General features: G+C 62.1%; 10 protein-coding genes. 8 read left to right on the top strand and 2 right to left on the bottom strand.

Annotated elements, in window-relative coordinates; all coding sequences use genetic code 11:
• Positions 1–76 precede the first annotated feature (76 nt).
• The gene (locus tag ACFFT4_RS09195) at positions 77–634 is read left to right on the top strand and encodes a DUF309 domain-containing protein (protein WP_378046967.1); all 558 of its coding nucleotides are present in this window, start codon (positions 77–79) and stop codon (positions 632–634) included.
• Here ACFFT4_RS09195 and ACFFT4_RS09190 read toward each other — a convergent pair.
• Both ACFFT4_RS09190 and ACFFT4_RS09185 read right to left on the bottom strand, forming a co-directional pair.
• On the bottom strand, positions 597–1,178 hold the full coding sequence (locus ACFFT4_RS09190) for a beta-class carbonic anhydrase (RefSeq protein ID WP_378046966.1): 582 nt from the start codon (positions 1,176–1,178) through the stop codon (positions 597–599). The two genes, ACFFT4_RS09195 and ACFFT4_RS09190, sit on opposite strands and share 38 nt — an antisense overlap.
• 3 nt (positions 1,179–1,181) lie before the next feature.
• Positions 1,182–1,517 carry an iron-sulfur cluster biosynthesis family protein gene (locus ACFFT4_RS09185; protein WP_378046964.1) on the bottom strand — a complete coding sequence of 112 codons (336 nt, stop codon included), beginning with the start codon at positions 1,515–1,517 and terminating at the stop codon, positions 1,182–1,184.
• Positions 1,518–1,619: 102 nt separating this feature from the next.
• Between ACFFT4_RS09185 and ACFFT4_RS09180 the strand changes: the two genes are divergently transcribed.
• From ACFFT4_RS09180 to ACFFT4_RS09150, 7 genes are all read left to right on the top strand, one after another.
• Positions 1,620–3,149, top strand: a complete 1,530-nt coding sequence (locus tag ACFFT4_RS09180) for a carboxypeptidase M32 (protein WP_378046962.1) — start codon at positions 1,620–1,622, stop codon at positions 3,147–3,149.
• Positions 3,150–3,160: 11 nt separating this feature from the next.
• Positions 3,161–4,132, top strand: coding sequence for an aromatic acid exporter family protein (locus ACFFT4_RS09175; protein WP_378046960.1), 972 nt, complete (start codon positions 3,161–3,163; stop codon positions 4,130–4,132).
• Between the two features lie 103 nt (positions 4,133–4,235).
• Positions 4,236–4,799, top strand: a complete 564-nt coding sequence (locus ACFFT4_RS09170; protein ID WP_378046959.1) for an outer spore coat protein CotE — start codon at positions 4,236–4,238, stop codon at positions 4,797–4,799.
• A 195-nt stretch (positions 4,800–4,994) separates the two neighbouring features.
• Positions 4,995–6,602: a putative amidoligase domain-containing protein gene (locus ACFFT4_RS09165; protein WP_378046957.1), complete on the top strand. Its 1,608-nt coding sequence runs from the start codon at positions 4,995–4,997 to the stop codon at positions 6,600–6,602.
• 287 nt (positions 6,603–6,889) lie between these two features.
• Positions 6,890–7,957 (top strand): type 2 isopentenyl-diphosphate Delta-isomerase, encoded by a 1,068-nt coding sequence (gene fni, locus ACFFT4_RS09160; protein ID WP_378046955.1) that lies wholly within the window; start codon positions 6,890–6,892, stop codon positions 7,955–7,957.
• A gap of 312 nt (positions 7,958–8,269) precedes the next feature.
• Positions 8,270–10,942 carry a DNA mismatch repair protein MutS gene (gene mutS / locus ACFFT4_RS09155; protein WP_378046953.1) on the top strand — a complete coding sequence of 891 codons (2,673 nt, stop codon included), beginning with the start codon at positions 8,270–8,272 and terminating at the stop codon, positions 10,940–10,942.
• Complete coding sequence (locus tag ACFFT4_RS09150; RefSeq protein WP_378046951.1) at positions 10,939–12,366, top strand: S41 family peptidase; 1,428 nt, start codon at positions 10,939–10,941, stop codon at positions 12,364–12,366. Before mutS ends, ACFFT4_RS09150 begins: the two co-directional genes overlap by 4 nt.
• Position 12,367: the final 1 nt, after the last annotated feature.

Below are 12,367 nucleotides of genomic sequence, written 5' to 3'. Positions count from 1 at the left end.
TCGGGGGTGCCGGGCGGACGAAATTGCGTTATTCTATAAGGAAAGGAAGATGCGGAAGAAAAGGGGACGGAGCATAATGGGCGCGGCAGAGTACCCTCAAGCCTATATCGATTATTTGGCCGAATATTACGGCTCGCGGGATTATTTCGAATGTCACGAAATCATGGAGGAATATTGGAAGGAAGACGAGCTGCCGGAGTTTCGAACGTGCTGGCTCGTGCTGATTCGCATCGCGGTATGCCAGTATCATTCCCGGCGGGGGAATTGGAGCGGCGCGGTGAAGCTGATGGGCAAAGCCGCGGCGGAGGCGGAGCCCGCGCTGTTCGATCGCCTGGGCGTCGACGGCGGCGAGCTGGCGGAGCTGCTTGGGCGCACCGCGCAGGATTGGAGCGGTCCGGGCGCCGCTTACCGCGACCTCGATTTGCCGATTCGCGATAAGCGGCTGCTGGACGCCGTGCGCCGGCGCTGCGCGGAGCTTGGTTATACGTGGGCGCTGCCGGGGCTTCATGCCGGCGAGGACGTCATTCACCGCCATTTGACGCGGGATCGGGAAGAGGTCGTCGCCGCGCGCGCGGAGTCGGCCAGGCGCAAGGCGCTCAGCCGCGGGCTTCGAGAGCCTGGTACCCGTCCGTAACGACTTCGAGCTCGCCCGTGTCGGGGTGAATGATCAGGCCGTGCACGGGGGTGTCCGGAGGCAGAAGCGGGTGGTTGCGCACGATGTCCACGCTGTTCTCGACGCTCTCGCGGACGCTGTCGAAGCCGGTCAGCCAGCGGTACAGGTTGATGCCGGAGTGGCGAAGCGTATGGATTACGTGCTCGGGAATGCCGCGGGCCTGCATATGCTTCACAACCTCGTCCGGATCGATGCCGGTCATGCCGCAGTCGTGGTGGCCGACGAGAAACACTTCGTTGGCGTGCAGCTCGTACAGCGCGACCAGCACGCTGCGCATGATGTTGCCGAACGGGGAAGTGATGATGGCCCCGGCGTTTTTGATGATTTTGGCGTCGCCGTTTTTCATGTTCATCGCCTTCGGCAGCAGCTCTGTCAGGCGGGCGTCCATGCAGGTGACGATGACGACTCTTTTCTCCGGCGGACGATTCGTCGTTAAATACTGCTCATACTCTTTGCCCTCCACGAATTGCTTGTTGAAGGCCAATATTTCATCCATTTTGCGCAAGCATCATTCCTCCTTGTTTCTTCTGTCTTCGAGCCGAAGCCGATTGCTGTAGATTTGGCCGTCGCTGGCCAGCTTGAACGCGCGTTTGGAAGGGTCGTAGGAAACCCGCATCCGCTCGTCGAAAAACACCTCGTGACGCTTCTCGTACCACACCTCGACGCCGTTGCTCCCCGCCTGCAGATCTCCCGTGTCCGGTTCCTCGATCAGCCAGAGCGCCGCGACGCCGTTCATCGCGCAGCCGCAGCCCTCGGAGTCCGACACCAGCTTCCAGGTTCTCGCGTCTTGACCGTACCGGGCCGCAAGTTCCTCCAACGCCGTCTCGCTCCACTCCAAAATCATGTCGTTCCCTCTTTTCTGCAAACAAACAGTGATTTGATTATAAATTTTGCGGAGAGTATGATCAAGGTGACAATATCCAGCAGAGAAAGGTTGTGCCATACGATGAGCAACGCAGAGCTGACCGCGGCGTCGCCGCTGAAGCGGTTCCGGGAACTGACGGGTCAAATGAAACAATACGAGGAAATTCTGGGTCTCGTCTATTGGGATATGAGAACCGGAGCGCCGCGCAAGGGCATCGAGCTTCGTTCGGAAGCGGTCGGGGCGCTGTCCGCGGAGACGTTTAAGCTGTCGACGTCCGAAGAGATGGGCAAGCTGCTCGAGGAGCTGAACAAGCCGGAGCGCTTGGCCGAGCTGGACGAGATCGATCGCCGGCTTGTCGAGGAGACGGCCAAGGATTACGACCGCAACCGGCGCATCCCGCCCGACATGTACCGGGAGTACGTCGTGCTCACCTCCCAGTCGGAGTCGGCGTGGGAAGAGGCGAAAGCGCAAAACGACTTTGACGGCTTTGTTCCGTACTTGGAGAAAATCGTCGATTTCAACCGCAAGTTTATCGAGCTGTGGGGTGTGAAGTCGACGCCTTACGATACGCTATTGGATATGTACGAGCCCGGACTGACGACGGTGGAGCTGGACCGGCTGTTCGGCGAGCTCAGGGCGCGGCTTGTGCCGTTGGCCGAGCAAATCGCCTCGTCCGCCAATCGGCCCGACACTTCCTTCCTGGTCGGCGAATTCGACAAGGAGGCCCAGAAGAAGTTCAGCAGGCTGATTTTGCAGGAGATGGGCTACGACTTCGAGGCCGGCAGGCTGGACGAGAGCGTGCATCCGTTCGCGACAGGCTTGAACAAGAACGACGTGCGCATTACGACGCGCTACTTGCCGGACGACTTGACGAGCGCGCTGTTCGGGACGATTCACGAGGGCGGTCATGCGCTTTACGAACAGAACATCAAGGACGAGCTGGCGAATACGCCGCTGTGCACGGGGACGTCGATGGGCATTCACGAATCGCAATCCCGCCTGTGGGAAAACATGGTCGGACGCAGCCTCGGCTTCTGGTCGAAATATTTGCCGGCGCTGAAGGCGCATTTTCCGGGACGGCTTGACGGGGTGTCGACGGAGGCGTTCTATCGCGGCATCAACGTGGTGGAGCCGTCGCTGATCCGGATCGAAGCGGATGAGCTGACGTATAACCTGCACATCATGATCCGTTACGAGATCGAGAAGATGCTCTTTAATGAAGGTTTGAATCCGCGCGACCTGCCGGAGGTATGGAATCGCAAGTACGAAGAGGCGCTGGGCGTTACGCCTCCGAGCAATGCGCAGGGCGTTCTGCAGGACGTGCACTGGTCGGGCGGGGCGTTCGGGTATTTTCCGTCCTACTCGCTGGGCAATATGTACGCGGCGCAGATTATGGACATCGCGCGCAAGGAGATTCCCGATCTCGACGATCGGATCGCTTCCGGGCAGCTGCTGCCGCTTAAGGAATGGCTGACCGACAAGGTGTATCAGTACGGGAAGCTGCAGCGTCCGGCCGAGATTATCGAGCGGATCAGCGGACAGCCTCTGCAATCCTCTTATCTGTGCGATTACTTGGAAAACAAATATCGGGACATTTACCGTTTGGAATAGAGGAGCTGCGGATGGGGTTTCGGGTCATCAAGACGGCGGCGGCCACGCTGACGGCAATCTACACCGCGTTCCTGCTCGGGGTGGAAAATCCGCTGGCGGCCGGCCTGCTCGCCATACTCGGGGTAGAGACGACCCGCTGGCGCGGCATACGCGTCGTCGCGGCCAGGTTCGGGGCGTCCGTGCTCGGCCTCGGATTCGCGTCGCTCCTGTTCGGGCTGGTCGGTTTTCATATTTGGGTGCTTGCCGTTTACATTCTGCTTGCCTTCCCGGTGCTCGGACGCTTCGGAATGAAGGACGGCATCGTCACGGGGGCGGTCGTCGTATTCCATCTGTTTGCGCGCGGCGAGGTGACGCTGCACGCGCTGGGGACGGAGCTGGCGCTGCTGCTGATCGGCCTCGGCTGGGCGACCGTCTTTAATCTGGCTTATATGCCGAAGGAGAACAAGGCTTTGAGTGAGCTGCGCTATTTGACGGAGCATGCGTTCTCGGAAGTGTTCCGCCATCTGGCGGAGCATCTGCGCAATCCCGATACGCTGTGGGACGGCGGCGAAATTTTGCAGGCGGAATCGGCGATCGAGGAAGGCATCTCGATCGCGAAGCGGGCCCGCGAAAACCGGCTTATCCCGCAGGACGAGCCGTGGCAGCTTTATTTTCAGATGCGGAGGCAGCAATTCGAGTCGATCCAGCTGATGATCGAATGCATCGCGCTCGTCTCGAGGCATGTCCCGCAAGCGGATCTGATCGCGGTGCTGTTCGATCGGCTGCAGCGGGACGTCCGTTCGGAGTATTACGAAGGCGAAACCGGGCGAATGCTGACGGAGCTGGAGCAAATCTTCCGGGAATTGCCGCTGCCGCAGACGAGAAGCGAATTCGAAATCCGCGCGGCTCTGTTCCATCTGTCGCGGGAGCTGCGGCGTTTTCTGAGCGTGGCCGTCCGAATGAAAAAACGGAAGTCAACTTCCGCCCATGCGATCATACAATGAAACGTATAAGTTCAAGTCGGTGCATGGATACTTTTTTGTCACTCTAGACGAATGTCCTGCATAGACTTTAAGTGACTTGATCGTATGGAGGAGGTCTATCGAAATGGCTATTGCGGATAAACGGCTGCAGCGCAGGGAAATCATCACGAAGGCGGTTTGCGGCAAAGGCCGTAAGTTCTCGACGATTACCCACACCGTAACGCCGCCGCATCATCCGACCAGCATTCTGGGCGCGTGGATCATCAACCACCAGTATGAGGCGGTGAAATCGGGGAACGGAATCGAAGTCATCGGGTCTTACGATATCAACATCTGGTATTCGTACAGCAAAAACTCGCAAACCGACGTAGCGAAAGAGACGATCTCCTACGTGGAGCACGTCCCTTTGTCTTACGTCGATCCGAGGCACCGCGCCTCCACCGAAGAGGTCTCCGCGGACGCGACCCAGGAGCCCAATTGCGTGGAAGCGACGGTCAGCTCGAACGGCACCTCCGTCCTGATCCGCGTCGAACGGGAATTCGCCGTGGAAATGGTGGCGGAGACGAAAGTGTACGTCATCGTCGATCCGGTCGGGGGCGAGGATGACGGCAAAGACGTCGATTTCGGCGTGGGCGAAGATGCGGATTATGAGGATCTCGATTCCGATCTCCTGGAAGACGATTTGTGATCGGTTCGGTCATCGGCCGGTACTTAAGTCTATGCAGACGCGGATCAAAAGTCGAGGGCGGATGCCCTGTCGAATCAACGGGATAAGCCTGATTGCAGCAGGGGCGAACATGGGGAAGGGTCATTCGGCTTCGGCGTTTACGCGCCGCCTGCGGGACGGCCCTTCCCGTGTTTGGCTGCGGATGGAGGGAGCCGTATGACAGGCGGGGCCGGAGCGTTGAAAATGTGGATCGCCGGAGGCGCCGGAGCGGGCGCCTGGCAGGAGCTTGCTCGCGAGGCGGGCATTCCGCTGCTGCGGTCTTTGGCGGACGCCGGGCCGAACGATTGCGTGATCGTTGGCGGGGCCCCTGCCGGAGGCTGGAGGGCGGCGGGTTATCCCGTCGGGTCAGTGGAGGCTGCGAGCGGGAGCGGGGACAAATCTGGCGGGCTTACGCAGCAGGAACGGGCGGGTTATCCCGTTCGGTCAGGAGCGGTCGGGCGGGCGGTACAGTCAGCAGAGTCGGTACAGGCGAAACAGTCGGAACAGTCGGAGAAATTGCCGCTTTTGCCGGTATCCCCTTGGCTCATGAACGCCGCGGCGTCGGAGGTGGCGGCGCTGAGCGATCAGGAGCTGGAGCGACGGCTGCGGCGCGAAGGCGTATCGGCGCGGATCGGAGAGCAAGGCGGCATGAAGCTTACCACTGCCGTGTGGGGCTTCGGGGCGCTGGAGATGCGCAGGGCTGCGGTGGGCGAAGGAGCCATTCGCGGCACAAATCGGATGAGGAGCGCCGCCGGTCAATCCGCAATTTCGGACGAGCATGCGCTGTGGAAGCCTGCGCAGAAACTCGCTGTTCGCGCCGTCTATGCGTTGGGACTCGATTTCGGACAAGTCGAGCTGCGGGTAAGCGATCAGGGCCGGCTTGCCGTCACGGCGGTCGATTCGCGGCTTCGGCTACAGACGCCGGAAGGCAGGCGGAGGTGGCGGGAGGCGGCGAAAGCCTTCGCGGCCGAATGGGCCGCCGAGACTGCATCGGACGCTAGCGTACGGACGCTGCTCGGGGCGGACCCGGAGTTTGTGCTGGTCTCTTCCGCCGGTCGGGTCGTTCCGGCATCGCGCTATTTTCCTTACGAAGGGGAGGCGGGCTGCGACTCGATGCGCGTGCGGGGCGAGAAAATATGGCCGCTTGTCGAGCTGCGGCCTCGCCCGTGCCCGGAGCCGGCGCAGCTGACGGCCGAGCTGCACGCTCTGCTGCGCGAGGCGGCCGGACGCACCGCCGGCGTCGAGCTGTCCTGGCGCGCCGGCGCCCTTCCCGTGCGGGGCGTGCCGCTCGGCGGGCACGTGCACGTGAGCGGCGCCGCACTGCATGGCGAGCGGCTGCGCGCGCTCGACAACGCCGTGGCGCTGCCGCTCCGGCTGCTCGAGCCGCCGGGAGCGGGGAGCCGCCGCCCGCGGTACGGCGCGCTCGGCGACGTGCGGCGTCAGCCTCACGGCGGCTTCGAATACCGTACGCCGCCGAGCTGGCTTGTCTCCCCGAGGCTTGCGCTCGGGGTATTCGCGCTGGCGAAGACGGCGGTCGAGCATGCGCGCGAGCTGGCGGCCTGCGGTCGTCCTCTGGACGAGGAGCGAGCTCGCGAGGCGTTCTACTCGGGCGACCGCCGGACGCTGCTGGCCGCGGCCGGACGGGTGCGCCGCGCGCTTGCGGGAACGGCGGGCTATAAGGCGTACCGGGAAGCGATCGATTTCGTATTCGATGCGATCGAGCGGGGCAGAAGCTGGAACGAAAATGCGGATATTCGCGCGAAATGGCGGATTCCCGTTCGCTGATCGGGAGTTCGCCGGCGTCTGTCCGAGTAAAGAGGGCGGTATTTGGGTTAACCTAACTCCATTCGCGTGGTTACGTACATAAAGAAGGTTCGATTGATTTTTAGCGGCGGGTGCCGCTGGAAAGAAACTTACATCGGCGCCCGGACGGGACGCGGACGGATGGAGCAGCTCGAAAAAACCGGGCAAATGAGTCGCAATTCAGTATAGAAAACGTGTAGTATGAGGGTAGACGGTCGTTTTTTAATCGATAGCAGGAAATCTTACAAGACGGTTGGAGGTTCCGGGACATGGACGATGGGAAAGTCGAAGCGGCAGATCAGAACCCGGAGACGGAAATTAAACGCAGAAAACAAGAACATATCGAAATTTGTCTGCGCGAGGATGTGGACGGCTGGGGCGAAGGGACGGGCTTTGATCGTTACCGCTTCCGCCATCTGGCGCTGCCGGAGCTCGATTTTGCGGACATTCGGTTGAATTCTTCCTTTTTGGGGCGCAACTTGAAGGCCCCGTTCGTCGTAAGTTCAATGACGGGCGGGACGGACGAAGCGGGCCGCATCAATTTGCGGCTGGCGGAGGCGGCGCAGCGGCACGGCTGGGCGATGGGACTCGGCTCGCTGCGAGCGGCGATCGAAGCTCCGGACTCGGCGGCGTCCTATCGGGTGAGACAAGTCGCCCCCGACGTGCCTTTGCTGGCCAACCTGGGCGCGGTGCAGTTGAACTACGGCTACGGAATCGCGGAATGCCGCAGAGCGGTGGAGATGACGGGCGCGGATGCGCTCGTTCTGCATCTTAACGGGATGCAGGAGGTGTTTCAGGACGGAGGGAACACCGCTTTTCGCGGACTGGCGCGGCGGATTTCCGAATTGTGCAGGGAGGCCGACTTCCCGGTCGGCGTAAAAGAGGTCGGCATGGGAATTGACGGCGATACGGTGCGGACGCTCGCCGATCTCGGCGTGGCGTTCGTGGACGTGGCGGGAGCGGGCGGCACCTCCTGGATCAAAGTGGAGAAATACCGGACGAAGGACCGGCTTCGGGAAACGGCGGCGGATGCGTTCGAGGAGTGGGGTAATCCGACGGCGGAGTGCATCCGCGAGGCGCGAGAGGCAGCACCGGACATGACGATAGTCGCCAGCGGCGGCATGACGAACGGCGTAGAGGCGGCCAAAGCGCTGGCGCTCGGAGCCGACGCCGTCGCGTTCGGAAAAGCGCTGCTGGCGCCCGCGCTCGATTCCGCCGACAAACTGGACGAGCTGTTCGCAAGATTAGAGTTTGAACTGAAAGCGGCTATGTTCGGCATCGGGGCCGGAAGCTTGGCGGAGCTTCGAGGCACGCGGCGTCTCATCCGGCGGAACTGAGGCTTGGGGAGTGGCGGAAGGCGTGGAGGCGGCGTGCTATTGCCTCGTCAGACGGCTCCATTGGCGTGAAAGATGGCAGTATGGCAGACTTAAGCCCGTGTGACGGCTCTATCGGCGTGAAAGTTGGCAGTATGGCAGACTTAAGCTCGCGAGATGGCTCTATTGGCGGGGGAACCGCTGAAAGATATCCGGCATATAGACGCGTCACACGAGACGATGGAGGGAATCGGCCGCAGGGTGTCCCGGTCGGATACGATTTGATATAATGAGATATTGAACCTTGCACTGTTGCAAAATACCGGGAGGAAGACCATGGCTGGATATACCCCCATGATGGAGCAGTATTTATCCGTCAAAGCGACGGCGAAGGACGCTTTGCTGTTTTTCCGGTTGGGCGACTTCTATGAAATGTTTTTCGAAGACGCGATCACGGCGTCGAGAGAGTTGGAGATTACGCTGACGGGGCGGGGAGCGGGCCTGGAGGAGCGGGTTCCGATGTGCGGGGTGCCGCACCACTCGGCGGAAGGATACATAGCGAGATTGGTTGAAAAAGGCTACAAAGTCGCCGTCTGCGAGCAGGTCGAGGATCCGGCCAGCACGAAAGGCGTCGTCCGGCGCGAGATCGTTCGCATCGTGACGCCGGGAACGGTAATGGACGCCAAGCTGGTCGGCGACGCTTCGAACAACTTTATCGTCGGCGCGGCGTCCCGGGGAGGACGGATCGGCATCGCGGCGTGCGATCTGACGACGGGCGAGCTCTATTTGACCTCGTTCGCGCTGTCGCCGGAAGCGATCAACAATGTGCTTAACGTCTACCGGCCGTCGGAAGCGGTCGGGGACGAAGCGGCGATCGCGGCGATCCAGGAGACGCTGCGGCCCGCCGGACGCGCCTTGACGGCGACGGTGCGCGACGAAGCCGGGACGGACAAGCTGGCGGAGCAATTTCCGGACGAGCCGTGGAACGCGCACGAGCCGGTGCGGCAGCTGGCGGTGTCGCGTCTCGTCTCCTATCTGGAGGAGACGCAGAAGCGTTCGCTCGCGCATCTGCGCTCCGTCAAGGCGTACGATACGGAAGCTTACATGTCGCTCGACGCGTTTACCCGGCGCAATCTGGAGCTGACGGAGACGATCCGCGACCGTTCCCGCAAAGGATCGCTGCTCGGCCTGCTCGACCGGACGCGCACGGCGATGGGCGCGCGCCTGCTCAAGCGCTGGATCGACCAGCCGCTGCTCAGCCGCGAGGAGGCCGAACGCAGGCTCGACGCGGTCGAAGCGCTGAACCGCGACTGGATCAAGCGCAAGGAGCTGAGGGACGAGCTCGGCGAAGTGTACGACCTGGAGCGGCTGGCCGGACGCATCGCCTACGGGACGGCCAACGGGCGCGATCTGAACGCGCTCAAAAGCTCGCTCAGGCGCATCCCCGCCATCCAGGAGCTGTGCGAGAGCATGGGAGCCGCCCCTCTCGATTCTCTGGCGCGGGGCTTGGACGCCTGCGAGGATATCGCGTCGGCCATCGAGGCGGCCATCGCCGACGATCCGCCGACAACGCTGAAGGACGGCGGCCTCATCCGCTCCGGCTACGACGCGAAGCTCGACGAGCTGCGGGAGGCGAGCCAGAACGGCAAGCAGTGGATCGCCGAGCTGGAACGGCGCGAGCGCGAGGCGACGGGCATCAAATCGCTGAAAATCGGCTTTAACAAAGTGTTCGGCTACTATCTGGAAGTGACCCGCGCCAATCTGGCGAGCCTGCCGGAGGGCCGCTACGAGAGGAAGCAGACGCTGGCCAACGCCGAGCGCTTCGTCACGCCGGAGCTGAAGGAGAAGGAAGCGCTCATCCTCGAAGCGGAGGACCGGATGTTCGATCTCGAATACGAGACGTTTATCGCCCTCCGCGACCGGATCGCGGAACAGATGTCGCGGCTGCAGCGGCTGGCGGAGAGCGTCGCCGCGCTCGACGTGCTGCAATCGTTCGCCGAAGCCAGCGCCGAGCGGCGCTACACGCGCCCGGGCTGGACCGACGGCGACGGCTACGATCTGATCATCGAAGAGGGACGGCACCCGGTCGTGGAGTCGGTGAACGAGAACGGCGTGTTCATCGCCAACGACACATCGCTGACGTCGGAGGGCGGCCCGATTCTGCTCATCACGGGACCGAATATGGCCGGGAAGAGCACGTACATGCGCCAGGTGGCGATGATCTGCCTGATGGCGCAGATCGGCTGCTTCGTTCCGGCGAGCCGGGCGGTGCTGCCGTTCGTCGACCGGATTTTCACGCGGATCGGGGCCGCGGACGATCTCGTCGGAGGGCAGAGCACGTTTATGGTCGAGATGAAGGACATTCAGATCATGACCGAGCAAGCGACGTCGCGAAGCCTGATCATTATCGACGAGCTGGGACGGGGCACGTCGACGGACGAAGGCATGGCGATCGCCCAGGCGGTCATCGAATACGTTCATCATCATATCGGCTGCAAGGCGCTTGTCTCGACGCATTTTCACGAGCTGGCGCATCTCGAATCGTCGTTGTCCGGCCTGCGCAACGGCTGCATGGCGGTGCGGGAGAGCGCGGACGGCGTGACGTTCCTGCGTAAGCTGGTGCCCGGCGCGGCGGATTCCAGCTACGGCATCTACTGCGCGCAGCTCGCCGGACTGCCGGAGACGATCGTCTCCAGAGCGTATTCGCTGCTGAACGATCGCGGCGACGGGGCACCGGCCCTGCCGCTGCCCGAACGGCCCGCCGCGCCGCGAACCGAGGCGGTGCAGGAAGCGGCGGCGGCTTATAGCGAACCGTCCGCGCTGCCGATCGTGCAGCTCAGCCTGTTCGCGGAGGAAGCCCCTCCGGCCAAACCGGCCAAGCCGGCGGCCGCAGACAAGGTGCTGGACAAGCTCCGGAAGCTCGACGTCATGCGCATGACGCCGATGCAGGCGCTGGAATGGCTGAACGACGCAAGAAACCAATTGACGGAAGGCGGGGGAGCGTCATGAACCTGATCAGAAGAATCAAGCATTCCATCGTACTGCTGCTTACATTTTCGTTATTTTTCGCATACGTACCGGCGGCTCTTGGCGCAAGCGCCCAGCAGACCGAGGAAGTTCGGGAGCTGCTCGAGCACTATCACCTGAAAAGCCCGGAAGATTCGGAGCTCGCGGACAAGGAAATCGACGAGATGGTCGACTCCCTGGGCGATCCGTACACGCAATATTTCGACGACCAGGAGTGGAAGGCGTACAGCTCCGAGCTGGAGCAGACGTTCGTCGGCGTCGGCATCGTCATGATGGAAGAGAAGGGCAAAGTTTACGTCGAGGACGTCATCGCGGACAGCCCGGCGGCGGAGGCCGGCATTCTGGCGGGCGACCTGCTCGTCTCTGCGGACGGCAAATCGTTCGCGGGCAAATCGATGGCGGACATTCAGAAAATCATCCGCGGCGAGGAAGGCACGGTCGTCGCGTTGACCGTCTCGCGCAGCGGCAAATCGCTCAAATTCAAAATTACGCGCAAATCGGTTCACGTGCCGGTCGTCTCCGCCAAAATGCTAGAGCAGGGCATCGGTTATCTCGCGCTGTCCAGCTTCACGTCGGATGCGGCCAAGGAGGTCAAGCGCGAGCTTGAAAAGCTCGAGAAGAACGACTTGATCTCCCTGGTGCTCGACCTGCGCAACAACGGCGGCGGCTACGTCAATTCCGCGCAGGAGATCGCCGGGCTGTTTATTAAAGAAGGCGTGCTGGCGCACATGCGGGACCGCGACGGGAACGACGAACCGCTCTCCATCTCGGGAACGGAGCGGCCGTATGAATACGAGGTCGTCATTCTCGTCAACGGCAATACGGCGAGCGCGTCGGAGCTGCTGTCGGGAGCGCTGCGGGATTACGGGGTGGCGAAGCTGGTCGGCACGAAAACGTACGGCAAAGGCGTCGTCCAGTCGCTGATCTCGCTCAAGAGCGGCGGCGTGCTGAAGGTTACGATCCAGGAATATTACACCCCGAAGGGGAAAAAGGTGGACCAGGTCGGCCTGGCGCCGGATCTGGCGCGCAGCGGAGCCGCGGAGCAGCTGATCGGCGCGTTCCGTCTTGCGGGCGGGAAGAAGCTGATCGTAAGCTGGCAGGACGGCGTCCTGACGGTGAACGGCATTCGGATGTCGCAGCCGGACGCCGCGCGGCAGGAAGGCAAGCTGTGGTACTTCAACTTGAAGCTGGGCGCCGAGCTGGCCGGAGCCAAGCTGACGTACGACGCGAAGAACCGTTCGTATACGCTGACCAAGGGCAGCCAGAAAGAGACGATCCAGGCGAGCGACCCGCGCGTGACCGTCAAAGACGGACGGACGAGCATCGATGTCCGTCTGCTGGCCAAATGGTTCAAAGACGTCACGTTCTCGACTTCGGGCGACACGCTGAAGCTGGGCTCGCGATAAT

Source organism: Cohnella cellulosilytica, from assembly GCF_042431195.1.
GTDB lineage: Bacteria > Bacillota > Bacilli > Paenibacillales > Paenibacillaceae > Cohnella > Cohnella cellulosilytica.
Note: the sequence above shows the minus strand (reverse complement) of the source record. Positions and strands in the feature narration are given on the sequence as shown.

Coding starts and splice junctions, on each gene's coding strand:
- ACFFT4_RS09195 (WP_378046967.1), top strand. CDS start 77: ATGGGCGCGGCAGAGTACCCTCAAGCCTATATCGATTATTTGGCCGAA.
- ACFFT4_RS09185 (WP_378046964.1), bottom strand. CDS start 1,517: ATGATTTTGGAGTGGAGCGAGACGGCGTTGGAGGAACTTGCGGCCCGG.
- ACFFT4_RS09180 (WP_378046962.1), top strand. CDS start 1,620: ATGAGCAACGCAGAGCTGACCGCGGCGTCGCCGCTGAAGCGGTTCCGG.
- ACFFT4_RS09175 (WP_378046960.1), top strand. CDS start 3,161: ATGGGGTTTCGGGTCATCAAGACGGCGGCGGCCACGCTGACGGCAATC.
- ACFFT4_RS09170 (WP_378046959.1), top strand. CDS start 4,236: ATGGCTATTGCGGATAAACGGCTGCAGCGCAGGGAAATCATCACGAAG.
- ACFFT4_RS09165 (WP_378046957.1), top strand. CDS start 4,995: ATGACAGGCGGGGCCGGAGCGTTGAAAATGTGGATCGCCGGAGGCGCC.
- fni (WP_378046955.1), top strand. CDS start 6,890: ATGGACGATGGGAAAGTCGAAGCGGCAGATCAGAACCCGGAGACGGAA.
- mutS (WP_378046953.1), top strand. CDS start 8,270: ATGGCTGGATATACCCCCATGATGGAGCAGTATTTATCCGTCAAAGCG.
- ACFFT4_RS09150 (WP_378046951.1), top strand. CDS start 10,939: ATGAACCTGATCAGAAGAATCAAGCATTCCATCGTACTGCTGCTTACA.